Source organism: Leptospira kemamanensis, assembly GCF_004769665.1.
Classification (GTDB): Bacteria; Spirochaetota; Leptospiria; order Leptospirales; family Leptospiraceae; genus Leptospira_A; species Leptospira_A kemamanensis.
On record NZ_RQGG01000032.1, the window covers coordinates 334,540 to 360,962 of the forward strand.

Here is a 26,423-nt window from a genome sequence, read left to right on the forward strand (position 1 = left end):
TTCCATAGTTTAGTTCTTTTCATTAGATAACAACCGAAAATGCAAATATTTGTAACTGTTTCCGAAGATTATGACCAAAGTCGCTTAGACGTTTTCCTAAAAGACAACGCTGGAGACGATCTGAGCCGTTCTACCGTTCAAAAATGGATTGATTCAGGCTTTGTAACCAACAAAACAAAGGACCAAGTCGTCCATAAAAACGGCTATAAGGTGACTTTAGGAGAAGAATATGTGGTGGATGTCATCGCAAGACCACCCTCTCGATTGGAACCCATTCCTATGGATATCCCTGTTTTGTATGACGAAGAAGAGTTTATGGTCATCCATAAAAAAGCAGGGATCGCTTGCCACAGTGGACCCGGTGACGATTCCCCTTCACTTGTGAATGGACTCCTCCACCAATTTAAAAACTTATCAGGCACAGGTGGTGAACGCCGTCCAGGAATTGTCCATCGTTTGGACAAACCAACAGAAGGGGTTCTCATCATTGCGAAAACCGACAGAGCACATGCGGCTTTGTCCAAACTCTTCCAAGATCGTCTTGTGGAGAAAACATACTATGCTTGGGTGTTACAAGCACCTGTGGAAGCAGAAGGCACAATTAATATGCCGATTGGCCGCCACCCCGTTGAGCGAGTGAAGATGTGTGTCAGAGAAGATGGACGAATGGCCATCACCCATTACAAAACAGAAAAAATTGTCCAAACACAAACCGGACGGAAATTCAGTTTGATGAAACTAGGGCTGGAAACAGGTCGTACCCACCAAATCCGTGTTCATATGTCGAAAGTGGGATGCCCAGTGGTTGGTGACAGTTTGTACTCTAGGTCAGCAAAAGATTACACTCAGTACGGACTTCTTCTCTTTGCCAAAAAATTGGATTTCCCACATCCGTTTCTGCCAGACAAACGCATCGTAGTCGAACTTGAGTTTCCCGAACGATTTAAAATCTTCGAACGCAAATGCCCTAGTTACTGATGCGATTTCTAAAGCCGATCCTTTTCCTTTTGGTGCTCTTTGCCAGCTTTCATCTGTTCTATGATGTTGTGTATGAGAACCATTTGGGAGAAGGAACCGATAGTGATGTTTTATATCCCTATTTGTTTGCAAGAGATGTTTGGACTGGGGGATGGACGGGAGTTCGTGGATGGAACTTTCCTCCTTGCACCTATCTTTTTCCTGAGATAATCCTTGCGGTTCTTTTTTATCCCGTAATTTCCTCTGTCTATGGATTCCATTTGGTATTTGGATTTCTATCCTTTGTTTTGCCTTTTACTTTTGCCAAACAATTGGGAATGCCAAAACGGTATTCGTATTTAGTCGCTCTCGGGTTTTTGGTTTTAGCAGGATACGATCCTAATTTATTTGGGCAATTTTATTTGCCTGGATTCCATGCGATGACCTTTTTCTTTGCGACATGGACTTTATACGAATTGGAGCATTGGGACTTTAGAAATGGCAAAGTTTGGTTTCGGTTCCTCCTCCTTATGACCCTTGTTTGGGTTTCGGAATATTGGTTTTTTGTCAACATCGCTCCATTTTTGATACTCTATGCAATTGTCCATTTGCGATGGAAAAGCATTGGTCCACTTAGCATGGGTTTTGTGGGATACTATCTCGCAAAGTCCATCGGCAAAGGACTGCGATGGTTGGGTATTGGTACCATGGGCACGGACAATCTCCAACTTGTATCGAAACTAAAAGAAATCTCTTTCACCTTTTTCCATGATCCTTTCTCCCTTTGGCTTGGTTTGAAAGAATCTGTGACTCGCCAACCTAACCTGTCGGAATGGTTCTATTGGTATTTGGTGATTGGTGGTTTGTATGGTTTGCTTACACTCTTTCGAAAAAATGGAAAAGAATTGTTCCTTGATTTCGTATTTTACCTTTCCCCCTTTCTCACGATATTCTTTTTATACACCATCCAAACAGAACCAAACATACGTTATTTATATTTTTTACCTTTTGGAATTTTGTATTTTTCCTTTCGTTTGGTAGAAAGAATTCCATTCGTTCGCTTTGGAATTCCGATTGTGCTGATGATCGGATGTTTTTGGTTTTACTTAGGCAAACATACCGAACTCGTCGCAGAAGTCAAACTAGGCGAAAACAAACGAAAACAACGATTGGAATGTTTATCCGAATTTGATCCGAATCTCCCAGGTGCCGCCACCTACTGGCCCATCAAATACAGTTATGCATTTTCCGAAAAAAAATGGACTCTCGTTCCTTTCACAAAAGAGGGAGTGTATTACCCTTGGATTGCCAACACGAGTTGGGATGGCGATTTCAAAAACCAATCCTTTCTTTCCTTTTCATGGGGAGTCACCGAAACCAAAGAAAATTTGGCAAACTGGAAGGGTGTGAGTCTCGTGAAAGAATGTGAAGGTTGGTATTTTTTTCAAAGAAATTGATAAGGTGGAAATCCTAAATCCAAGAATTGAATTGATTCTAGTTTTCCTTCAAACAGTTTGGGTCGTGTTATGATAGAACTTCTTTCCGATCCCTCCATATGGCTTGCCCTTTTCACCTTAACTGCTTTGGAAATTGTCCTGGGTATCGACAATATCATCTTTATCTCCATCCTCTCCTCAAGATTGCCCAAAACCAAACAAAAACAAGCAAGACAAGTGGGATTGTTTTTAGCGATGGGAACTCGAATTCTTTTACTCTTTTCTTTATCCTTTATCATGAAACTCACCACTCCACTGTTTACGATTTTGGAACATGCCATCAGTGGTAGAGATCTCATCTTAATTTCAGGAGGACTCTTTCTCATCGCAAAGTCCACCACAGAAATCCATCATAAACTGGAAGGCGAATCCTCGTTAAGCGACGATTCCAAAAAACAAATTTCTTTTACGCAAGTGATTGTTCAAATCTTGATTTTAGATGTCGTTTTCTCTTTGGATTCGGTGATCACAGCAGTGGGAATGACAGACAAACTTGGTGTCATGATCACAGCTGTTGTTTTGTCTGTTGGATTTATGTTATTATCCAGTGGGAGTATTTCTGATTTTGTCGATCGTCACCCTACCATCAAAATTTTAGCTCTGAGTTTTCTCATTTTGATTGGGGTGGCACTTCTGGGTGAGGGACTTGAACTTCACATTCCAAAAGGATACATTTACTTTGCGATGTGTTTTTCCGTAATGGTAGAATTTCTCAATATGAAACTCAGAACCAAGTCCGACAAACCAATTGCGTTACGAGGAAAATAATATGAAACGAAAAGAATTTTTGAAGCGAACTGCCCTTACAGTAAGTGTCGCACAACTTCCGTTATTCGCAGAGAAGAAAGAGGAAAAAGAAATTCCAGAAAAAACGGAAACTCTTTCCCCTTGGATGGAAGCTGAAGATTTATCGGATTACCAATCCCTTGTGACAGAACTTCTGACAAAACCCAATGAAATCAAATTAGCTGGAAATTGGTCTCCAGGAAAAGTATTGGCGCATTGTGCCCAAAGTATCGAATTTTCGATCCAAGGGTATCCAGAAATGAAATCTTCTATTTTCCGAGGTTCCATCGGTAAAATTGCATTTTCCGTTTTTGCTTTCAAAAACAAAATGAACCATGGATTGGAAGAACCCATTCCTGGTGCCGATGAGATCGACAATGCTACGGAAGTGAAAGTAGGCGCAAAACGCCTCTTACAAGCCATCGAACGATTTTCAAAAACTGCAGAATCCTCTCTTCGTCCCCACTTCGCTTACGGTGAGTTAACAAAAGAGGAATATGACTTGGCTCATACCCTTCACATCAAAAATCACATGGAACGGTTGTTACTCTAAAATCAATTCGATTTGTTGGCAGAGGTCTTCTGCTTTGTACATCTTGGATAAATAGGCAGAAACAATGGTTTCCAAACCTTCTTCTTCGAGGAAGGTTTCTCCCCCTGTCAGTGGAGCATCTGAACTAATGAGGATGATCGGAATTTTTTGGTTTTGGTTTCGCCGACCTTCCCATTCGTGAATGAGAGAAATTCCATTCATACCTGGCATATGTAAATCTGTGATGATGAGAGAAGGAGTGATCCGAGCCAAGTGGGAAAGTGCTTCTTCCCCATTCCCTGCCTCAATCACAATCCATTGATTTCTTCGCATAACTTCCGCTAACTCGGAACGAAAGTTTCCTGAATCATCTACAAGTAATACGGATTTTGTACTTTTCGATAAAGAAATCTCGAAGGAAGATCCAACTCCAAGAACTGAATTGATTCTTAGTTTTCCAAAATGGGCTTCTAGGATATTCATACAAAGTTGTAAACCAAGTCCCGTCCCACGTTCCCCCGCAGTTCCAGGTGTACTTTTGATATTTTCGTCGCCATTCAGTTTGTGGATTTGTTCCTCACTCATTCCAAGGCCGCGGTCTCGAATTTCCACGGACAACCACTTCCCTTTGAAGGAAACACCTACCCAAACCTCTGAATTCAAATACGAGTATTTGATGGAATTGGTGAGGATATTTTTGAAGACCTCTCCTATTAAAGTACGATCGGCAATGATTTCGGCTTCAATCGGTGTGTCTTTTTGGATCCGAATCCCTTTGAGTGTGGCGAGTGGTTCGATCGATTCGATGATTTCATTTAAGAGTTCGTTCACCGAAAATTTGGTTTGGATGAGTTTGGTTCCAAACGCATCAAAACGACTTACATCCAAAAGTTGTTCCAACATACGAAGAGACTGGCTCACGCCAGATTTACAAATTCCTAAAAATTTCTTTTTTTCCTCTTCTGATGTTTCGCTAAAACTAAAGTCAATGACATCTAAAATTTGATTTACGCTATTTAGCGGCGAACGTAAGTCATGCGAAATTAAAGAAACGAAATTTGCTTTCCAACGATTGGCTTTTTCTAATTCCATAGTGCGGGCTTTTACTTTTTTTTCGAGTGCTTCTTTTCGTTTGTAGAGTTCTTTTGAAATGGATTCCGACCGTTTGTAAACTCGAACTAAACCAAAGGTAACACCTAAGGTTTGAGGTAAGATAAATAAATATAAGGAAACAAGTCCCATTGGCCTATAACCAAAGTTAGGATTCGAAATTAATAACAAATCGATGATTCCACCAAAAACAGCCAAAACCAGACTATAAAAATATAACTGGCTATCCTTTCTTTGTAAATACAATGCCAGGGAAACAGAAACCAAACTCACCAATATAAAAAATGCGGAAAGTGTTTCAAAATAAAAAACAATCTCTGCTAAATGACGAACCGGTGTGAGGACAGAAACCATCAAAAACGTTAAACAATACAATTTTAAAAATGAGATAACCTTTTTAAACACCCGCATTTGAGCCAAACTCAAAAGGATGGAAGCCCCAAAGTACAAAACGATCACAATTCCTATCCTCGAAAATCGAAAGAGAGGCATACAAAATGTGTCGGGAAATAAATTAAATAAAATTCTAGATTCAATTAAGGTCGAACTTAAGATCAAAATGCCCAAGTACACGTATGACATCCTTAAGGCATTTTTTTCCGAACGGTTGATAAAATAAACTAACGCGTGGTAGATGGAAAGAAATCCCAAAAACAACATGATCATCCATGATACCGTATAGTTCACATTCCAGAGGGGAATGATTCGATCCAGATGCCCTAAACGAATGAGGCCATGAATTCCTGCATACTTATGAGAGAAATTGGAGATATGGATGACCAAATCCAAATCCCCATTCACACTCGTGAGAGGAAGGATTTTGGTATGAAACGAGGGTTCGTGGGTCGCCACATTGATCCCTAGTTTTCCATTTTCCGCTACCAATTGGCCGTTTGCGTACATTTTGTAAGCACTATGGAGGACGGGCACAAAGAGTGAATAGGGTTGCGACTGATTTGTTCGTTTGGGCAGCCTAACCTTTAGCCGGTACGTTGCATAACCGTAACTCGGGTAACCTTCTCCTTCTTCGTTGGCCTGCGAAAACCAAGGAACCCCCACTTTGAGGTAAGATTTGTTTGTTGGGGAAACTTGTTTGGGATCCAAAAACTCATTCCAATAGAATTCCCATTGTCCAATGAGAGGGATTGTGTCCCGCCTAAAATTAACCGAATGACCATCGAGTACGCCTTGGTCGGCAAGTAAGGTGGGATAGGCATCAAACCGGCATGAAATGGTCCCACCTAGGACCAAAAGACAAATTAAGGGATAACGACAAAATTTTACTGTGTTACAAAAAGATTTTTGGATAGATGAGAAGAAGACTCTGAAAATCATAAGGTTGTGGAATCCGTTAAAATCGCCATCTTAGAAGACCATTCCGTTGTCACTGAAGGAATCATATCTATTCTGAAATCCAATCCTTTCTTTTCTCTTGCTGGAGAATTTCGAACGGCTGCCGATTTGTTTCAGTTTCTAGAAACCAATCCCATCGATGTTTTGGTTCTCGACATTGATTTACCAGATCGAAACGGAATCGATGTGTTAAGAGAGATCAAAGAAAAACACCAACCCACAAAGGTCATTATCTTTTCCCTACATGGTAGCCGAGTGTATGTCGAAGACGCACTTAAGTCGAAAGCCGATGGTTACATGCTCAAATCGGATCCAATTTCCAAACTCCCAGAAGTCATCCAACTTGTGATGAAAGGTGGATCGTTTGTGTCGGATGGTGTGAGTAAAGTGCAACTTCCCTTCTCTGCCTTCCAAATGGAAATTTTAAACTTACTTGTCCAAGGTCTCTCTCAAAATGAAGTGGCTGACCGCATCCAAAAGTCTCGTAAAACAGTTGAGTACCATTTGAACCAAATGAGGACAAAATTTTCCTGTAAAAATAATAACGAACTCATTTCGAAATACGAAAAAGAAATACAAAAATAGCGATTTCGTGATTTTCCATTCGTATGTTTCGACTAAAGTATACGTATGAAACATATCTATCTTTTGCGGCATGCGAAGTCCGAATGGGATTTGCCGTATGAAACCGATTTGGACAGGTCCCTCTCTCGAAGAGGAAAAGAACAGTCCAAGGCGTTACGCGAGTATTTAAAAGAAAGTCGATTTGACTTTGACCAATGTTTGGTCTCACCTGCCGAACGAACTCTCAAAACCTATTCCTCTCTTCGGAAGGAAATTTTACGATTTCCGAAACCTGAGATTCGAGAAACCATTTACGATGCAGACAAAGAAGATTTATTATTTCTTTTGCATGGTCTTTCGACTAGCACTCGTTCCGTTTGTCTCGTGGGGCACAATCCAGGTTTAGAAGAATTTGGATCTGCGCTGGTTTTAGGAGACAAAGACAAATCCCTCTTCCAAAAATTCCCGACGGCATCCTTTCTCGGATTGGGTTTTTCTGACGATTCTTGGAAAAATCTTAGTTGGGGAAGTTGCCAATTAGTAGTATTCTGGATCCCTGGGCAAATAGGAAAAGAATGAAACCACTGTATTCAGAAGAACGAATCCATCACCGTGTAGAAGAATTAGCTCGGGAAATCTCTCGAGATTTTTTAAGTAAGGAACTTGTGGTCATTGGGATTCTCAATGGTGGCTTTATCTTTACCGCTGATCTATGCCGGAGCATCGCGATCCCACATGAAGTGGACTTTATGGCGGCTTCTTCCTATGGAGATGGAACAACTTCTGGTGACTTCACAATCACAAAGGAACTCAAAAAATCTGTACAAAACAAATCAGTATTGCTTGTCGAAGACATAGTGGATACGGGGAAAACTTTGGAATACCTACTGACCGAAGTCCAAAAACAAAATCCTAAGGAACTGAGGGTTGCTGCTCTTTTTTGGAAGAAACAAAAAGCAAATCCCCATATCCTTGTGGATTACCCGGGGTTTATCATTGAAGATGATTTCCTCGTGGGATATGGACTCGATTACAAAGGGAAGTATCGCAATTTACCGTATGTTGCGAAGTTAGAGGGCACGGATTGAAAGATTCTATCATCAAACAAAAGTTTGATACACTAAAAACATTTCCTGTTCTAAAACCAGAAATCTTAACCCTGGCAAAAGATTATGTTCACCAATCAGATGATTGGAAATTACTTCGAGTAAACCCTCTTAAATTTGCAAACGAACACAAGTTAAGCGAAAATGATGCTGTTGATTTTTTTGTGCATGCGGCCAAAGTTGGCCTATTTGACTTTGCTTATAATTTGATTTGCCCGATGTGCGGAGGGATAGTCCACAGCCATCATAAATTGGATGAAATCGAAGGAAAAGAATTCCATTGTGTATCTTGTAATATTGTGGTTCCGACACTACTCGACGACCAAGTCGAAGTTGCCTTCCAAATCCACCCATCTCTCCAAAAAAATGAAATTGATCCTTTTGTCGATGTTGAGAACTACTTTCGCTATTTTTTTTCTGAAAACTTTGATAAGTCAGCGGAGCTTAGGAACTGGATTCAATCAACTATCAAGGATTATGCGAAACTGAACCCAGACGATTCTTATAGTTTTAACTTTGAAGCAACTTATGGAGGACTACAAGGCCATCTCATTCAATTTGTAAGCATTGATCGAAATGCGATGTGTCTTTTTGCAGTGGATTCAAATTTACCACCATCCAATCAATCTTACCTCGTGGATTTGATGGAAAGTGGAATGAAACCAAATGCCATTTCGATTCCTGTTGGCAAACACCAATTTACCATCCACAACAGAACTCGCTTCCAAGTGGGACTGAATGTCCTCACACCCAATCCCAAAGAGATCGAACGAATCGCCAATGCATATCCAACCATTCGTCATTCCTTTCTCACAGCCAAAATGTTACTCAATAACCAATCGTTTCGCGATTTGTTCCGGATCCAAAAACTTTCTCCTGATTTAAACCTAAATGTAAAATCACTTACGATTATGTTCACCGACTTAAAAGGTTCTACCGAAATGTATGACACAGCCGGTGACATCTTTGCTTACAAACTTGTCCAAGAACATTTTCGTATCCTAACAGAGATTGTGCGAAAGTACAAAGGAGCCATTGTGAAAACCATGGGGGATGCCATTATGGCAACCTTTTCCACTCCCACGGAAGGACTTCTGGCTGCATTGGAAATGATGGAACGGATCGAAACCATGAACTTAGAATGGAAAAAAGAAGGTTACGAAATTGGTTTGAAAGTGGGACTGAACGAAGGTTCTGCATTAGCAGTTGTCAATGATGAACGCCTCGATTATTTTGGACAATCTGTGAACATTGCTGCACGGGTGCAGGGCCTAGCCAAATCAGGTGAGGTATGGCTCAGTGAAACTGTTTGGAATGCCACAGGATCTGAATCACTGGTCAAAGAGCACGGTTACTTTTATCGGAAACAAAAAGCAACCTTGAAGGGAGTTGGAACTCCTGTACCAGTCTTTCAATTAAGTCGAAAAAAACTGAAGGAACCTACCAAGTGGAAATCATTGTTTATCAAAAGCTAAAATGGATATTAAGCAATTTTCTACTGACTTTCTTTTTGGTCCTAACGATAGGTTGTAAACCCAAAGACCTCAACAATCTCTGTGATAGTAAGTCAGATGCCTTTGTACCCACTCTGATTGCCCAAACCCTCACAGCTTCTGGTTCTTACCACTGCGGGTACAAACTTTTGAACGTTCCTCCCTTCGGGTATAGGTACTCGACGTATCGATTGTATCTCAATTTTCCTGTTTCTATTTTACCAATCCATCGCACTGACTCTAGTTATGCGATTCAAGGAGAACTACCTACTGGATTGAGTTTTGATACGGCAACAGGAGAAATCAAAGGCACCACTGCTGCACTTGCTTCCCCTAGGAACCTTACCATTACAAGGAATAGCCCTGGCTTTGGAATTGTGAACATCACCTTACAAGTCGTGGATACAAATCCTACGTTTGTTTACGGGCAATTTGGATCGTTTACTTGTGGTGCCACTTATAATGATGGCACATGTACGAATTCGACAAATCCTACTAACCAAAATTTAAGTTCTCCTTATGGAGTCACTTCTGATTCCTTTGGCGGTGTCTACATAGCGGGTTTGAATCGAATCCTATACTATCATCCGAATACGAATGTTTCCTCTCTTGTTTACGGGCAGTATGGGAACTTTAATTGTGACATAGCGAATGTCATTCCAGGAAGTTGTAGTATCGACTCGATCACTGCAGGAGGATTCAGTTCCTTAAGAGGAATCGCCATTGACAAGGACAATGGACTCTATGCTACTGATTTAGGAAACCAAAGGGTCTTATATTATCCATATCTTTCGCCGACCCCAACAAGAGTGTATGGACAAACAAGTTTCACTACTACTGGGACTGGAACTTCTGAAACTCAATTTAGTTCACCTAGAGCTGTAACATTAGCACCTGACGGTGGTTTGTTTGTTGCTGATGCAAATAACATCCGAGTCCTATATTTTCCACCGGGTTCAACAACAGCGACTCGTGTGTATGGCCAAGATAATTTTTCAACTATCCAAGTAGGTCCCTCACAAACAAGATTCAACGGACCATTTGGTATGGCCGCGGATTCGGAAGGTGGGTTGTATGTTGCCGATTCGCCAAACAATCGTGTTTTGTATTTTCCCGTTGGATCTACTACAGCATCTCGCGTGTATGGGCAAATCAATTTTACTAACGCTAATATTGGGTCATTATCAAACAACTTGAATAATCCAACATGGATCGCATTAGACCAAAGCGAAAATTTATATGTTTCGGATTCGACTAACAACCGAGTTGTAGTCTTCCCTAAATCAAACCAATCTACAGGTCATACGGCAGTTGCAGTTTTTGGACAATACAATAATCTATCTTGTGCGGCCACAAACAATGTTGGTGGTTGTACGGGAGGTTCCGTCAATGCGTTAGGATTATTTACTCCTTCCAGTATCTCGTTTAATCAACAAGGCCAGTTGTACATCAACGACCAAGGTAACAATCGTATATTGGTGTATTGATTCTATTTCATAATTTTGCGCTTACAATTCGTTAGTTGACGATAATCCATTATTTCAACCGACCGGGCCCACTTCGGGGTGTGCTGACGCCATTGTCTCACCTTTGAGAGGTGAGACAATGGGACATTGGAGTCTGGAGGGAGTTTACCAGAAGAAGAGGGAGGGTCTACCGGAGTTTAAACTATTATAGGAGACTATAATCAATTTCCCATTTATGGAATCTATGACAGCCTTGGACTCATTGAGTAAACTAGCACCAAGTCCTGCCAATTTATATGAGCAATTTGTTCCATCTGAATCGCATCGAAATAGTCCTAATCTAGCACGAATTGTGCTGTGGGCTTCATCTCGCGTTACAACCATTAATTTCCGATTGAAACTATCAAAGACAGCATGGATAGAATAAGCAGTGCTGTTTCCAAATGCATTGGATAAATCGGTATGACTACAACCTGTTCCATCCAAATTACAACGAAATAGACTTGGTCTATAATTATTTCCATAGTTTGCGGTGACAATTAAAAGCTTTTCATTTAAGGCATCTATGAAGGGATCAGGATAATATCCTGCATTCGCAGAACTTATACCTACATAATCACAGTTAGCCCCATTTAAATCACATTTGATTAAACCAAGCATTGCATTCATAACACCACTTAGTCGAACTGCTATTAAAACTTTACGATTAATGTGATCTAAAACAATTTTTGGATCAAATATATTCGTTTGTCCTGCAGAGACATTTGCATAAGTACAACCTGTTCCGTCCAAATTGCATTGGAAAAAATTTAGCCCATTGCCTCTTGTCACTATTTTGATTTTGCCATCAAAATGATCTATGATTGCGCTCGCTTGCATATTTCCAGCTATGTATACTCCCAGCCCAGTAGAGATGTCAGTATTTGCACAGTTACTCCCATCTAAATTACATATCAAAAGGTTTAATATCCTTGGACCCAAATAATTACGTTCAGTTACAACAATGATTTTTCTGTTTATTGGATCTAATAGTAGTTGTGGGCGAAATCCAAATTCATATTCTAATCCCGCTGTAATATCTGAATTCGTACAATTGCTCCCATCTAGATTACATCTAAATAGTTGTACTTTTGCTGGATATATCCATTGGTTCTCTGTTACGATTAAAATTTTACGATTGAATGGATCAATAATAACACTTGGATTCATCCCTATATTATTACCTTGACTTGCAGTATTATCCACTTGGATCCCTGTCTCACTTGTACCAGGAGGTGTAGCGGTTGTTAATGCACTTGCTTCCAACAAGGAAAGAGCACTCGTACCTAAGTGATTGTTGACCGCCACTCGAAAGTAATACAAAGTATTACTACTTAAACCAGTTATGGATGCAATTGGATCCGTTACAGGACCAAAACTAGTTGATGCACTTGTGACACCGGGACTTGTGCTATAGTACACTGTGTATGATGTAGCACCAGTTACCGGCCACCACTGCACCAAAGCACTCGTTCCACCGGCTTGTGCTTCGACAAAGGCAGGCGGATTCGGTGGACCAACTTGGAAACTTTGATTTCCAGTATTACTTAAGTTTCCTGCTAAATCACGAGCTAAGTATTTGATTTGGTTACTCCCATTGGCAAGTGCTACTGGTGATGAATATACAATTCCATTCGTCACAACACCATTGGCGTCAAAACTTGGTTCCGATCCGTTTGTCGTATAGATGATTTTGTCACAACCACTCCCGCCAGCATCGGAACAACTCAGTTCCAATTGGACTCCGGAAGCAAATGGACCTGTTCCTGTGGGCGATGCCATGGCGATCACGGGAGCTGACGTGTCTTTTCTTGTTGCGATGGAATTAGATCCAAAATTACCAACAAGGTTTGCGACACAAATTCGAATTGTATTACTCCCTTCAGTTAAATGAGAATTTGCAATGGTAGATGTTGTTGCAGAGGAAGCTGTCACATTGCCAATGACATTGGCATTATTCCCTGTTTGGATTAATGCCGTACCATTGGAACAATTGGAACCACCTACTCGAATTTGGTAAGCTCCGGATTGATTACTCTGCCAATTGATGGATATATTTGATGTTCCATTGATCGCAGCTGTATGAGAATTTACCGTAATGGTAGCTACTTGTGTATCGACAGTATAATTTTGAGAACTCACAGCAGATACATTTCCTGCTTTATCACGTGCGACAAATTTTGTATAGGTGACTGATGCATCTGACATCGAGATTGCGGATGCATATAAGACACCACTTGTCACCACTCCTGTTGTTCCTTGCAGTGAAGGATTCGTAGGAGCCGAACCAACTTGCACTGCATAGGCGATTTGATCACAACCTGATCCACCAGTGTCAGTGCAGGATAAAGAAACAGAAGTAGATGTTGAATAACTTCCACCACCAGGGCTTGCAGAGACAACTGGTGCCGTATCATCGCGACGAAGTGCCAAGGATACAAATCCAGTGAGTCCATTCGTGCCAGTCACACAAATGCGAAAGGATTGATTCCCTTCACCTGTAAAATGAGTATGATTGAGAAGTAACGATTGGTCTTGGTTTGCAGTAACATTGCCATTGGAGATGGTCACACCAGATTCACAAGAACTGCCCTCGCGAACCACAAACGAACCGGAACGATCGGACTTCCAAATGGTCGTAGAAGAATTGATGGCTCCTCCATTTGCACTGACGGAATCGGACGTTTGGCTCACAACCGAAAGTGCAGGGACTTTTGTATCAATCGTATAATTCAAGTTAATTGGCGCAGAAATATTTCCCGCTAGGTCACGACAAATTGCCTGTAAGGTGTGAGTTCCTTCCGTGGACAAGGAAATGGCTTTTGAAGATTTTGTGATGATAGTTCCATTTTTAGGCGAAAAACTCGGATGGGAAACATCCAAAGTATATACAATCGCTCCAGGAGCTCGATTGTCTGTACACGAAAGTGTCGTTGTTTGTGTCGAAGAAAATGTTCCCGTTAACAAGGAACTAGTGATGGTGGGGGGAGTGGTATCACTTAAAATGGTGACTATGGTTGTATCATTAGGTGTTCCATCACCATCCGTATCAAAGCCCAACGGATTTCCATTGGCATCAACAATAAGAACAACAGGATTTCCAGATCCACCAGGGGCAGTTGTGAGAAATCCGGGAGGATTTGGACTGATGTAATAATCCGGAAGTCCGTCCCCGTTGGTATCTACGGCATCTGGGACACCATCTCCATTGGAATCGATTAAGATTAAATTGGGAGTTGTTCCCCCAGTTAGGTTGATTCCGTCCGAGATTCCATCCCCATCCGAGTCCACCAAGGTTCCATCCATTTTCCCTTCCCCAGAAAGATCGATTGTCGTTCCTGGACTTAGGTCCTGCGAAGAGGAAGGAGTAGATCCTCCGACAAATCCCAAAAGAAATCCAAAGATACTAAAATCAGTTTTGGTTTCGCCATTCGGCAAAAACAAGAAACAATGACTGGTAAAGAGTAGTAGGAATGTAAGAGAAAGGAATTGTTTATGGATTCGCATTTTTTTTAGCCTAAATAAAAGTTTGAATCTGAATTTTTCTTTGAGTAGTCGGGATTAAAGCAAATTTCAAAGACCGTAACAAAATTTTTCAAAAATTCTGTTAAAAACGTTCTGAAAACGTCTTTGCACCGTTTTTAGCGGTTTGAGTGTTTTATAATGTTTGTATACTGGAGGAATTTTTACATTAACAAGGATTTGCTGGTATTTCCTATCCAAACGAAGATTCGGAAATCGACTGGAAAAGGATTTGGAATCGAAAGAAAGGAGATGTTGTTATGGGAAAGATTATGGATTGGCGAACTTACTCGCTCGACTCCATTCTAATTTTCAGTTGGAACTTGATCACAGAACTCCTGTCTCATTGGATAGAGACAGGTTAAAAGAGAAGACTCCCCTCCCTACTTCACTGGCTCGGCAGACACTTCCACTTCTGGTAACGAAGATCGCAAATACCCTGATTGTAACACTGCCACCTGTCCTTGTTCGCTTGTGAGGTAAGTCACAAACGCATCAATTTTATCACCTTGGTCTGTTTTGTAGATGATAAACAATTCGCGTGCTAGTTTGTATTTGCGATCATACACATTGCGAATGGATGGAGTCACAAAAGGATCTTTGTTTGTTTTTGCATATTCTAGGGTTTTTAATTTATCTTTGTGATCCACAAGAGCAGAACCCATACCCATATAACCAATGCTATTGGGATTTTCTTGGATGTACTTTGCCATCTCTGCATTGTCTTTTACAATTTTGGCATTGGATGAGAACACATTGGATTTGAAGGCATTAAATTCTTTTTCCCCCAAATCTCTGCGTTTTAAAATATGATTTTGAAAATAGTCTTGGGTTCCGGATTTGTCATTGCGAATCACAATGGCGATGGGTGCATCTTGTCCCCCTACTTCTTTCCAATTTTTGATTTTTCCAGAAAAGATTTCGGAAGTTTGTACCAAGTGTAATTTAGAAACAGGATTGTTTGGATTCACAACAAGAGCCACACCATCGTAAGCAAGGCGAACTTTTTCTAAGTTTCCTGTTTTTCGTAAGTCATCAAATTCTGCTTGGTTTAAGTCGCGCGAAGAAACTGCCATATCAATTTCTCCCTTTCGCAAACGGTCAATACCCGCTTCCGAACCACCACCTTCGACTGTTACACGAATCTCTGAATTTACCTTTTCATATTCTGTTCCTAAAAATCGCATCATGCTGTTCATGGTTTCGGATCCAGCAACTTTTAAGGTTTGTTTGTCCTTACAGGCGACAAAATGAATTGTAATCAAAATGTAAAAAAGCAAAGAAAGGTTTTTCATCGTAAATCAGGTAAAGCCCAAATTCAATCCTCCGTCAATCTCAAAAAACCCATTGTTTTTTCCAAATCTCCTCTCAGTTTTTCGAAAAAAACCCCGATCTTTGCAAGGTGAAGACCAAAGCCCATTCCTTCCTCATTTGTATTGTAACAATCCTTCCTGTATTGGATTTGATTGCGGGTCCGACACTGAAAACCCAGTTCCAATGGAAATGGACGAATAACCAGGTATTGGAACTCAATGAATACCATGATGTTTTCTTTCGGGTAGGAACCAAAACGGTAGAACGAGAAGATAAAAACCGGGTGGTGATGAAAACCAAACAATGTTCGCAAGACTCTTGTTTGGTGAATGCTTGGTTCGATACATACATGCGGTATGGCAAAACATCGGGACCGTTTTGGAAGGACAAAGAATTTTTATCAGATTTCACTCTCTTTCGCAATGGTCGTTACGAAGTGCCAAACGAATTTACGATGCCCAATCTACGAAGTTTTCCCTCATTTCCTGAAACTCCTGTGGCAGTTTCCGATGTATGGAAATTACCGGCGGAAGAGTCCTTTGATTTTACCTCGGAACGCATCCGAGTAAAAGTCACACCTGAATACACCTTCCAAGGGATTTTTCCATGGAAAGAAGGGAACTATTCAGGTACTTGTGAAAAGATCACCTATACCTATCCCATTTTTTATAACAAACCTGAAACCGAAAAAATGGCACCTAACGTACCTTATAAGATCTTTGGGTTTGCAAATGGCACTGTATTTTTTAATGCGGAACGAGGTGTTCCTGAATTTAAAGAAGTAAAACTTTCTTATACGTTTATTTATCCAAATGGAACCGTCCAAGAAGCAAACTTTCATATCAAGGGAGTGTATTTTTTACGAAACCAAGTAAATGCCAAAGACAAAGAGTCCATCCGGGAAGACATCTTAAATGATTTGATTGTTGGTTACAAAAGGGATGGATTACCCAATGGCCTTCGGATAGGCCCAGGGGTTCGTCCTGGATACACAAACCCAAAGACAAGTTCACTCGGTTCTCCCAATCGAGAGTCGAATCCAAATCTGATGGCAGATCCAACTGGCAAGCTAACAACAAACGAAAACCCAGATCCTAATGTCATCTCCCCTCTAGACGGTGAGGAAAAAGACAAAATTGCAGACCAACTACCTGTCAAGGTTCGTACTACAGAAGACGGAATTGTGTTTTCTTTAGATTCGATTTTGTTTGATTTTAACGATAGCAAATTGAAACCCGATGCAGAATCGGCAGTTGCGAAAATTGCCGAGATCTTAAAAAAATACCCCGATCGTGAAATTCGAGTTTCTGGTCACACTGACAATATTGGGAAAAAAGAATACAACCAAAAACTTTCGGAAGAACGAGCTAAGTCCGTCTTACATTCATTAGTTGACAATCACAAAATGGATGAAAAACACATTTCCTTTCGCGGGTATGCTGATGATTTACCTGTCGCACCAAATGACTCGGAAGAAAATCGTCACAAAAATAGAAGAGTAGAAATTACTCTCGTTTTAGATTAACCAATTTGTAAATCAAGTCCCACTGAGTATGGAGGGACAAGAGGTTCACTTTCCTTTTTCCCACGTTCCAGTAGTTTTTCCATTTCCTTTCGGATATCACCGAGTAACAAATGATAACTTTCTTTTTTATTTGTTTTGTACTTTTCAAAATAAGGTGTTAGCGGAATGGATCGTGATGCGTAAACATAGGCTTTTTTCGCTCGCATCTCTGACTTTCCATAGATATGCCTTTCAAAACTACAAATCCATTCCATGAGGCGTTCTGCGGAAGGCCATTGGATGAGACTTTTTGGTTGTGTGATGAGAAAGGCATAAGCTGTTTCGACCAATTGTTTGGCACGACGGATATTTTGGTCCGTTAGGTGTTTGGGGGTAGACTCCAATGGAATCCCAGCATCAATTCGGTCCAAGGCATGGAATAAAACCCGTATTTTTTGAATGGCATTGTCGGTATCTTGGAATTTAATTTTTAAAATTTGGCCTGCCAGGTTGAGAGCAGTATGCCTTGCCCTTCCAAGACGGTAATCAAAATCCTTTCCATTGATTTCCGATTTGGGAATTCCCAATTCAAATTCCGTTTCTTCTAACATCACTCGTCCCACAGTCAAAAACCTTCGGAGAACAGTCCTTCCACCAGGGTATAACTTTAACTTACGTTCGATGCGCGATAAAGATGTTTCAATGTCTTTTAAGATGGAATCACGTGTTCCCGTAATTTTATATTTTACGAAGGTTGGTTGCAAATAGAGTTCTGCATGAGGATCTTTTTTTTTGGCTTCTTCCAGACCCCAATAGATGAGTTGGGCCGTACTTGGCAAAAAGGAAACCAAGTTATCATTTTCCCCCGACATGATCCCTTCGGGATACATCACCAACTTACCATCTTTTTCGGATAATATTTGTTTGGTGGTACGAATCATTTTTCGATTGGAACTACCATGTAATACTGAAAACGCACCGACACGTTTGATAAGCTCCCCGACAATTCCAAATCCCCAATTAAAAATACTTCGGGAAGCCATATAATGAAATCGTGTTCCGATGGAATTGGCCACTTGGTAAGCAACTATGGATTCCATTTCTGTCGGTTGATTCAAAAGATACACAACTCGTTTGTCTTTTGTTTCTTTCAAACGAAGTTCATCTTCTTTGGAAATCACCACTCCATCTAAGTTAAACAAAAGTTTTGTGAGGATGGGGAACCCCAAATCCAATCCCAAAGCAACAGGAAATTCAAATCGAGGAGCGATAAAGGTATCTTTCATAGAACTGTGTATTTAGACTAAGGAAAATGCCATATTCCCTACGAGCAATTATTCGTGAATGTAACCCCATGTTTCTAATATTTTTTTTACTTCCTTTCCCATCTCTTTTTGCACCTCAGACTCTCCCGATCCACTGAAGGCACCATCGTTGTATATCCATGGTAGAGGAGATTGCAAGAGTCCATCAGGTTGTCGTTCCGAAACAATTAAGTCTTCGATATGATTCATGGACCTTTGGTATTCCAATCCATACCTTCCAAAACGAACAGGGATCGTTTTTCCATTCCGCGTGAATTGAAAGAAAGCACCGAGTTCGGGGTTCACTGTTTTCAGAATGATTTCTTCTGGTTGGATCGTCTTTTTGGTTTTGGTTTCAAGGGAAGTCTTGTGATCCCTTGCTTCTATTGATTCTCTTGTGTCCCGAGTCTCTTTTGCTACCGAAATAGTTTTCGCAGAACCGGAAGAAATTTGCACCGTTTCTGGTGCGACCCAATCATAAATCGAACCTTGCACATTCAAAGACAAATAGTCACGACAGATCGCTTCCTCACAAGGTGGGATCCAAATCCTAAGTCCATTTCGTTTCAGAAAATTTTCTCGTCGGAAGTCGGCTCTTGCTTGTAACAAAAGAGTTTCTCCTTCTTTTTCAGAACTTAAGTTTCGTAATTCTTTTGGATCTTTTTGTAAGTCGTACAATTCTTCGGCCATCGTATGGGGTTCCCCCGCTGAAGTTCGCCTAACGGTCGTAAATCCAGGATAACGACGGATGTACTTATAAGATTCTGTGCGTACGGATTCCGACATTCGTCCTTCTGTATAAATAAACTTCTCCGTGGGACAAGAATTGGATTGTAAAATGCAGGTCGCATAATCGACACCTTGGTAAGTTGCATTCTCTGGTTTTAAATCCAAAAATCCAAGGATGGTCGGTGCCAAGGACATTAAAGAGGACTGCCCAGGAATTCGGATTTGCGTTTGAGATTGCGAATTTTTGATTCCATCGATTTGGGAAACTGATTCTTTTCCCATTTTGTTTTGGATGGGCATACGTTTGACAATCGGGTAACGATGGGGCAAAGAATTATGATCTTCGCTAAACAGTGATTTGTCTTTTCCAACCACCACAGTTTCTGCGATAGACTTAGGTAATTTGATAAAATAAGGCACATTGATTTCTTCATCATAATGAGTTTCCCCATGTCCAAACCTGGTTTGCATAATGAAGTGGTAACTATAATCGTGTTCGGGACTGAAAAGTTCGCCATGATCCCCCGTTACGATGATCATCGTTTCTTCGTAAGTGCCGAGTTCTTTTAGTTTGTTCACCAATCGACCAATTTCTCTGTCAGTATAATGCATCTCCCCTAAGTAACGTTTTACGGGAGATTCATATCGAAAAAATTCCGAATCAGGAACAATGCTTCTAACTGCTTTCATATCTTCAGGAGGAGGTGAATAGGAAGCATGTGGAGTGTTCAAATTAAAATGTAAAAAATAAGGAATGTCTTTTTTTTCAGACACAAACTCAATTGCATGGTTTGTGAGAACTTCTGTATCAACTATGTCCATCCCCACTTGGAAGGAATTGTGAAATCCCAAATCCAAACCCACAGTGGTATAATCCAAAAAGAAAACATTATTCATAATCGTTTTGGAATAATACCCGGCTTCTCGAAAGGTTTTGGCTAAATTGTCTCTTTTTTTCCCATAATACACTTTTCGTTGGTAAGGTTTGGTCGAAAACCAAGAATTCCCCAAACCAAGGTTAGACGAATATTCCGAATGGAAAAAAGACATCATGGAAGGTTTTGTCCAATTTCCATTGGCGAACGGATTTTCAAAAAAAACAGATTCCTTTGCCAACTGGTCAAGGACAGGTGTGACGGAATGACGATATCCATAGGCACCTAAAAAATCTTTTCTTGCCGAATCAATTACGATGAGAATGACGGATTTGGGTTTTTCGGAAATTTTCTTTGACTCACCAAAACCATCTGGATATAACAAAGGTTCACCGACAAAAAGATGACTGTCCCGACTTTCCCAAACAAGTCGTAAATCCCCATCAAGTGTCACAGAAGTTTCTTTTTTGATCCATTGTTCTTTTGTGGTTCCGGAAAAATCCCATTCCTTGAGGAGGTTTGACTGGGAATAGAACTTCAATTTTCCTTTTACCGAAGATTGAAATTCATATTCGCCTAACAGACCCACTAACGAAGAAAATTGATAGGTCCCTTTGGGAAGGGTAAATTGGTATTCCTGGCCTGGAGGAAAATAAATCGCATCTAACGAATGGTTTAAAAATATCTCTTTGTTTGTATTAAAGGTGATCTGTGTGTTTTCCCATTTGCGCGAGAGAGGAAGGTCACTTTGCCTTCCTGGATTTTTTTTCCAATGGTAAGGGAGAAGGTCCTTCGCAATTTTGATTTTGGAACGAGCGTGTTTTAATTCCAAAACCAAATCCACTGGGAAACGGGATTCCGAATTGTTCAAACACTGAATGAGACAAAAACAAAGGATGGGGGCGAAGGTTAGGATCTTTCGCATTTGGAACCAGTTTGCAAAACAGCTTTCCTAAGAATAGGAAAAGTTGTTTCTTTTTAGGTTTCGATCGTCCATCCTTGACATCTATGAGTAATTGGGAACAAGCCTACTCCCGCGAGGAGTCTACCTTTCTAAACAAAGATGGTGGTAAAATTTATTACCAGATCTACCGACCTAAGTCTGGGGTCAAACGTGTGCTCGTTGTCCACCATGGAATTGGGGAACACGGCGGACGTTACAATTTTTTGTTGGAAGCAATGGCGGAACGAAATTATGCCATTTACCTCATCGACTGCCGTGGTCATGGTAAGTCCGATGGTCGCCGAGGGGTCATCACGCATTTTTCAGATTTTTTTGCTGACTTAAAACAACTCATCGACATCGCCAAACAAAACGAAGGTGTGAGTAAGGTTACCTTACTTGGTCACTCTATGGGTGCTGCGATCACTTTCCTATATACAGCAACTGACAATTACCAAAATGATTTGGATGCTTACATTTGTAGTGCTCTTCCGATCAAAGTCAAAACTGACCTTGTGATTGACATTAAAAAAGCAGCAGGTGGATTTTTAGCAAAAGCACTTCCCACTCTTACTATCCCAACGGGTCTCAATGTGAATCTTATTTCTCGTGACAAATCAGTTGTGGATGCTTATGTCAAAGATCCACTGGTTCACGGAAATGTGTGTGCGTATTTAGGAGATTACCTTCTCAATTGTTACACACTCGCATTGGAATCAGCAGAAAAAATCAAAGTTCCGATTTACATGTTCCATGGAAAGGAAGACCAAATTGCACTTCCACAAGGAACAGAGGATGCATTCGAACGAGTTGCATCCAAAGACAAAACCAAAAAACTTTTTGATGATTTATACCATGAAACCATGAACGAACTTCCTAAAGACAGAGCGATCGTCTTAAAAGAGTTAGTTGCTTGGATCGACAAACACTAAGGAGAAAATGCCAATGGCAATAACAAAAGATATAGTTGGAAAAAAACTAGATCGTTTTGATTTCACTGTGGAACGAGGAAAAATTAAAGAATTTTGCCTCGCCATCAACGAAAAAAACCCAATCTATTTTGACGTAGAAGAAGCAAAAAAAGCTGGATACTCTGATGTTCCTGCTCCACCAACTTTCCCTACCGTCATCATGTTTTGGGGTTACCCAAAGATTTGGAACGATATGGCAGAACTCGGTATCGACCTTTCCAAAATCCTTCACTTGAAAGAAGAATATACGTACCACAAAATCCTTTATCCAGGCAAAGTGTACGCACAATCTGAAATCTCCGACGTAAAAGTGGGAAGAGCAGAAATTGTAACTTTCAAAACAACAATCTATGATGAAAAAGATGATCCAATCCTTTCAGCAGAGATGGCGATTTTCATTCGTAAGGATTAATTCCAAGGAGGCAAACTATGGCAAAAATTCAATTTGATAAAGTAGAAGTTGGTCAAACTCTTCCTCCACTAGACGTTCCAGTCATCGAACATGCAAATTTAGTTCGTTATGCGGGAGCATCTGGAGATTTTAACCCAATCCACAACGACCCTGATTTCGCAAGAAAAGCTGGTCTCGATGGAACCATCTCACATGGTATGTATGTGATGGCACAAGTGGGAAGACTTTGTACTTCTTGGGCAGACCAAAAAGACATCGCTTACTTTGGCGTGACATTCAAAGCCATGACGAAACTCGGTGAAAAACTCACGATTGTGGGAACCATCAAAAAGAAATTTGAAAAAGATGGTAAAAAAACTGTAACCGTACTCGTAGAAGCAAAAAACGAAGCTGGCGAAGTAAAAGCTGGTGGAGATTTAGTCGTAAACGCAGTATAGACAACTAACAGCACACAGATACTGGGAAAGGGAATAACTCCTTTTCCTTTATCTGTGTCTGTGAAACCTACAATCATTCGCATAAGATTTGTAAAGCGAATATCCCCTTCCCTCTAAATCTTTTACTTCAATTTCACATTTAAAATTTTCCCATCCTGCTTCACTTCCGCAGAACGTCTTTTCGCATCAATGTTTAGGATTGCTTCATATTCGATGGGAAGGACAATTTTGCCTTTTTTGTTTAAGATTCCGTACTTACCGCCTACAATTCGTTTGTGTTCGCCTTCTGGTTGCAACTCACATCCATTACACACAAGCGCATATCCATTTTCGAAAGGATAGGCAAAATCATACAGGGCTTCGATGACCTTTTGGCATCGTTCATTGTGAAACCCCATCTTTCCCTCTTCCACATAACGTGCGAGTGATTCGGAAATGTAATCTGGGCCATTGTCATAGAGAAAACTTTCTAATAAAAATTTGTTTTTTGCATCGATACAAATCCATTTGTTTTTCGAAACTACGAAAGCGACACCCGATTTGGTAAATTCCATGGCTTGTTCGTACTGGGGTTTGATGATGACTTTCCCTTTTTTGTCTTTGAAACCAAACAAACCATTTTCTTCAAAGGATGAAACTCCTTTGGTTTGGGCAAACAAGGAACCAGTCAAAAACAACATCGAAACAAGAAAGATTTTTTGGTACATCATACTCTCCGAAAATACTAATCTTTTAATTCTTCAAAAGGAATGTCCAACACTTCAAAGCCAACACAGTCCAAAAAATCAAAATGCCACCACTCGGTTTTGTTCACACGAAAGCCGTATTGAGACAAAATTTGAATCAAGATTTCACGATTTTGTTTGACGATTGGATCCGAGACAGGTGCGTCTGCCCATGCTGCTTTTTCAAAGGAATCATATTTGGTAGGCATTTTGATTTCCTGTTTAGTTTTCCTATCCACTAAAGTGAGATCAATCGCACAACCTTTGTTATGCTTTGATCCTGTTTTCGGCGAGGCAACATAACGTGTGTCTTTTATAATTTCATAAAATCTAACTGTCGCGCGGTAAGGTCTATAGGCATCATAAATTTGGATGGAGTATCCCAATTTTAAAAATTCCATTTGAGCGTTTCGTAAGGCATCGGCAACGGGCCTTCTGGCAAATGCTTTTGCTTCATTGTAAATGGATTGCCCTGTAAAATTGTCTTTGGTTGCATATTTGATGTTCAAAACAATTTCTGGAATGGTTTCTAAGTTGACTAGTTCCCGTTTGGGATCCTTTTCCAAACTGGTTTTGTATGCTTTGAGCCCTAACACTTGAAGTGTTGTTGGATTGGCTTCTGCTACAATCGGCAAATTGAGCAAGGTATCACATAGGTAGAGGGAAAAAATTCCCACAACGAGTGAAGTCCAGATAGAATTGAATTTCGATATCATTATCGATTTCGTTTTGCCTAACATAAACTCACCCCCTATCACGACTCCATTTGTACTAATTTTAAAGCTGTATTGAGTTTAGCTGATTTCGAATCTCTCTTTTGCTCCAAATCCATTATATTTGGTGACTCTGTACTTATGTATTTTCTTTCCCTAAGGTTTCTTGTGATTCTAAAAGAGGTTCATACATCATCCAAGCGATATTTTCAGTCACCAATTGGTCTTCGATCATCTCCTTTGTCTCTTTGGAGAAAACCTTTCTACGAATGGTATTTCGCCTGGTATACCCACCCCAAGGTTCTGCATGGAAGGCATGATAAGATTCATAGACAGTATATGCGAAAGGAATGATGACATCGGTTTTCCATTCTCCGTTTAACTCACCTTTGTTGATCCAAAGATGAAGGACAAATGGTTGTTTGGTATTGTTTTGAATTTGTAAATCAATGTAATTATAAGAGAGAGTCGCACCTGATCCAAAAGGCAGGGTTCGATTGGAATCAGGAAAAATATCAAAACTATGGCGCCATCTTTCTTTGACCGTTAATGGAGTATGGAGTGTCATCCAATAAATTAAATTGGCCATTTGGCATAGACCCCCACCTGTTCGTTCCACAAAACCGCCGTTTTTCAACTGCATGCCTGGAAGATATCCTTTTCTTTTGGTAGGTCTTCCCACTAAATACCAAAAAGAAAATACTTGGCCAGGTTCTAAAATAAGTCCGTTTAATTTTGATAAGGCGATTGATAAGTTTACTTTTTTATTTTCCTGCAAATACATTGGCACATCTTTTAATTTGCGGTAAATGGGGGAATGGTGTTTGAAAACGGAGATCGGAAATTCTTTTTCCATGGTTTGCGTATCCAAACGTTTGGTTGCAAATGTTTTTCGTTCGCATAACCATCGCAAGTATCGTTTCCATTGAAAATAAAGTTTTCCCAAAAAAAGTCTGAGTTCACTCCTTTGGACTTTTTTAGGAAAAAGTGTAGAGGAGGTTTTTCTGAATCTAAATCCCATAGTTTTGTTTTCTCTGGATAAAACTAGGACGTGTCCGGTAAGGATTTTTCCAAGACTTGGCAACAGATAGGAGTTTTGAATTTCTTTTCTCCAACCACTGGATGTAATGTTGCCAATCTTTCTCGAATACCAATTGGTATTCACCTAATGGTTCGATCATAGAAAAAATAGGTTGGTGATTCTCCTGACTTGCTCGTAAATTTTGAAATCGGATTCCATACACAAGTCTATAAATTTGAGTCTGCGATGGCATTTCGTTGATTGCTTTCTCATCTGGTTCCCAAGACAAACAATCCTTTCGAAATTGAAAATGGTAATATTCACAAAATCCATGGTGAGCTACAAGTAAACCATTGTCCGAAATAGATGCGGCCTTCTCTCCAGGATTCCACATATCTTCATATGGATAACGAAAAAGATGGGGAGATTGTAAAAAAGTATAAATCCATAAAACAAAACTGAGAACTGTGAATACACTTTCTTTGCGATTAGCGAGGGTAAAAAGAGAACCAATGAGTAAAACCGAAATCAAAATTCGAAATTGGATATCGGCAAAATGAAAGATTGGTATTACGAGGATTAAACTAAGAAAAGAAATGGTTTTGTAGATCGATTGGTGCGAAGGAAAGACATTCTTTCCAAAGAGCAAACGAATCCAATCCCAAACGATCCCCACACCCACCATTCCATACGCCGCAAAAACAGGGAATGTTTTGGTATCTACCACAAAACGTTCGTTTGTATTATTTTCAAACAAGTAAGGTAATACCAAAGCAGATAAAAATAGAATCAAACGATATTTTCGAGGGATCCGGTACAAAACCAAAATTCCGAGTCCCAGTACTCCCACCATGGTATGAAACCAGGTCGCGAGAAAAAAATAAATCCCAGAACCAAACCATCTAACGATTTCTGTGGGAACGGATCGAGAAAGATACATCGCAATGCTAATCAGGAGAAACCCAAGAGCCCATGCTTGTTTAGGATATAAAAATCCTATCAAGATCACCATAACACTAGGAAACAAATTCCATATGTCAGTATGCGATTT

22 protein-coding genes are annotated in these 26,423 nt (G+C 40.3%); 13 read left to right on the top strand and 9 right to left on the bottom strand.

The window, feature by feature from the left end:
* Positions 1-39 precede the first annotated feature (39 nt).
* The 4 genes from EHQ59_RS11710 to EHQ59_RS11725 all read left to right on the top strand — a co-directional run bounded on the left by EHQ59_RS11710 (position 40) and on the right by EHQ59_RS11725 (position 3,792).
* Entirely contained in the window at positions 40-978 is a 939-nt protein-coding gene (locus EHQ59_RS11710) for an RluA family pseudouridine synthase (protein ID WP_135619824.1), read from the top strand.
* Entirely contained in the window at positions 978-2,414 is a 1,437-nt protein-coding gene (locus tag EHQ59_RS11715; protein WP_135619825.1) for a hypothetical protein, read from the top strand. Before EHQ59_RS11710 ends, EHQ59_RS11715 begins: the two co-directional genes overlap by 1 nt.
* Before the next feature lie 72 nt (positions 2,415-2,486).
* A complete protein-coding gene (locus EHQ59_RS11720; protein ID WP_208652377.1) occupies positions 2,487-3,221 on the top strand; it encodes a TerC family protein in 735 nt (244 codons plus the stop codon).
* 1 nt (position 3,222) lies between these two features.
* The gene (locus EHQ59_RS11725; protein ID WP_135619827.1) at positions 3,223-3,792 is read left to right on the top strand and encodes a DUF1569 domain-containing protein; all 570 of its coding nucleotides are present in this window, start codon (positions 3,223-3,225) and stop codon (positions 3,790-3,792) included.
* Here EHQ59_RS11725 and EHQ59_RS11730 read toward each other — a convergent pair.
* Complete coding sequence (locus EHQ59_RS11730) at positions 3,784-6,132, bottom strand: hybrid sensor histidine kinase/response regulator (protein WP_482793339.1); 2,349 nt, start codon at positions 6,130-6,132, stop codon at positions 3,784-3,786. The genes EHQ59_RS11725 and EHQ59_RS11730 overlap by 9 nt on opposite strands.
* A 90-nt stretch (positions 6,133-6,222) precedes the next feature.
* Between EHQ59_RS11730 and EHQ59_RS11735 the strand changes: the two genes are divergently transcribed.
* From EHQ59_RS11735 to EHQ59_RS11755, 5 genes are read left to right on the top strand one after another with little or no spacing between them, the layout of a single operon-like run.
* Positions 6,223-6,819 carry a response regulator transcription factor gene (locus tag EHQ59_RS11735; RefSeq protein WP_100725835.1) on the top strand — a complete coding sequence of 199 codons (597 nt, stop codon included), beginning with the start codon at positions 6,223-6,225 and terminating at the stop codon, positions 6,817-6,819.
* Positions 6,820-6,864: 45 nt separating this feature from the next.
* On the top strand, positions 6,865-7,377 hold the full coding sequence (locus tag EHQ59_RS11740) for a SixA phosphatase family protein (RefSeq protein WP_135619829.1): 513 nt from the start codon (positions 6,865-6,867) through the stop codon (positions 7,375-7,377).
* Entirely contained in the window at positions 7,374-7,886 is a 513-nt protein-coding gene (gene hpt / locus EHQ59_RS11745) for a hypoxanthine phosphoribosyltransferase (protein ID WP_135619830.1), read from the top strand. Before EHQ59_RS11740 ends, hpt begins: the two co-directional genes overlap by 4 nt.
* A complete protein-coding gene (locus EHQ59_RS11750; RefSeq protein ID WP_135619831.1) occupies positions 7,883-9,379 on the top strand; it encodes an adenylate/guanylate cyclase domain-containing protein in 1,497 nt (498 codons plus the stop codon). The genes hpt and EHQ59_RS11750 overlap by 4 nt, the downstream gene beginning before the upstream one ends.
* Positions 9,352-10,884: an NHL repeat-containing protein gene (locus EHQ59_RS11755; protein WP_135619832.1), complete on the top strand. Its 1,533-nt coding sequence runs from the start codon at positions 9,352-9,354 to the stop codon at positions 10,882-10,884. The genes EHQ59_RS11750 and EHQ59_RS11755 overlap by 28 nt, the downstream gene beginning before the upstream one ends.
* 144 nt (positions 10,885-11,028) lie before the next feature.
* Here EHQ59_RS11755 and EHQ59_RS11760 read toward each other — a convergent pair whose 3' ends face one another.
* On the bottom strand, positions 11,029-14,409 hold the full coding sequence (locus EHQ59_RS11760) for a chitobiase/beta-hexosaminidase C-terminal domain-containing protein (RefSeq protein WP_135619833.1): 3,381 nt from the start codon (positions 14,407-14,409) through the stop codon (positions 11,029-11,031).
* A 398-nt stretch (positions 14,410-14,807) separates the two neighbouring features.
* Positions 14,808-15,719, bottom strand: coding sequence for a phosphate ABC transporter substrate-binding protein (locus EHQ59_RS11765; protein ID WP_135619834.1), 912 nt, complete (start codon positions 15,717-15,719; stop codon positions 14,808-14,810).
* 107 nt (positions 15,720-15,826) lie between these two features.
* On the opposite strand from EHQ59_RS11765, the gene EHQ59_RS11770 reads away from it, so the two are divergent.
* On the top strand, positions 15,827-17,263 hold the full coding sequence (locus EHQ59_RS11770; RefSeq protein ID WP_135619835.1) for an OmpA family protein: 1,437 nt from the start codon (positions 15,827-15,829) through the stop codon (positions 17,261-17,263).
* On the opposite strand, the gene EHQ59_RS11775 is transcribed toward EHQ59_RS11770, so the two are convergent.
* Both EHQ59_RS11775 and EHQ59_RS11780 read right to left on the bottom strand, forming a co-directional pair.
* Positions 17,260-18,528 (bottom strand): lysophospholipid acyltransferase family protein, encoded by a 1,269-nt coding sequence (locus EHQ59_RS11775; RefSeq protein WP_135619836.1) that lies wholly within the window; start codon positions 18,526-18,528, stop codon positions 17,260-17,262. The genes EHQ59_RS11770 and EHQ59_RS11775 overlap by 4 nt on opposite strands.
* Positions 18,529-18,576: 48 nt before the next feature.
* The gene (locus EHQ59_RS11780) at positions 18,577-21,075 is read right to left on the bottom strand and encodes a sulfatase family protein (RefSeq protein ID WP_135619837.1); all 2,499 of its coding nucleotides are present in this window, start codon (positions 21,073-21,075) and stop codon (positions 18,577-18,579) included.
* Between the two features lie 83 nt (positions 21,076-21,158).
* On the opposite strand from EHQ59_RS11780, the gene EHQ59_RS11785 reads away from it, so the two are divergent.
* Genes EHQ59_RS11785 through EHQ59_RS11795 form a run of 3 tightly spaced genes read left to right on the top strand, consistent with a single transcriptional unit; the run spans position 21,159 to position 22,913 of the window.
* Entirely contained in the window at positions 21,159-22,025 is an 867-nt protein-coding gene (locus EHQ59_RS11785) for an alpha/beta hydrolase (RefSeq protein WP_135619838.1), read from the top strand.
* Positions 22,026-22,038: 13 nt separating this feature from the next.
* Complete coding sequence (locus tag EHQ59_RS11790; protein ID WP_015676961.1) at positions 22,039-22,476, top strand: FAS1-like dehydratase domain-containing protein; 438 nt, start codon at positions 22,039-22,041, stop codon at positions 22,474-22,476.
* A gap of 17 nt (positions 22,477-22,493) precedes the next feature.
* Positions 22,494-22,913, top strand: a complete 420-nt coding sequence (locus tag EHQ59_RS11795; protein ID WP_100716846.1) for a MaoC/PaaZ C-terminal domain-containing protein — start codon at positions 22,494-22,496, stop codon at positions 22,911-22,913.
* Between the two features lie 122 nt (positions 22,914-23,035).
* On the opposite strand, the gene EHQ59_RS11800 is transcribed toward EHQ59_RS11795, so the two are convergent.
* From EHQ59_RS11800 to EHQ59_RS11815, 4 genes are all read right to left on the bottom strand, one after another.
* Positions 23,036-23,620 (bottom strand): WG repeat-containing protein, encoded by a 585-nt coding sequence (locus tag EHQ59_RS11800; RefSeq protein ID WP_135619839.1) that lies wholly within the window; start codon positions 23,618-23,620, stop codon positions 23,036-23,038.
* 17 nt (positions 23,621-23,637) lie between these two features.
* On the bottom strand, positions 23,638-24,354 hold the full coding sequence (locus tag EHQ59_RS11805) for a M15 family metallopeptidase (protein ID WP_135619840.1): 717 nt from the start codon (positions 24,352-24,354) through the stop codon (positions 23,638-23,640).
* A gap of 136 nt (positions 24,355-24,490) precedes the next feature.
* Positions 24,491-25,372, bottom strand: a complete 882-nt coding sequence (locus EHQ59_RS11810) for a VanW family protein (RefSeq protein WP_135619841.1) — start codon at positions 25,370-25,372, stop codon at positions 24,491-24,493.
* Complete coding sequence (locus tag EHQ59_RS11815; protein ID WP_341867147.1) at positions 25,362-26,399, bottom strand: hypothetical protein; 1,038 nt, start codon at positions 26,397-26,399, stop codon at positions 25,362-25,364. The genes EHQ59_RS11810 and EHQ59_RS11815 overlap by 11 nt, the downstream gene beginning before the upstream one ends.
* Between the last annotated feature and the right edge of the window lie 24 nt (positions 26,400-26,423).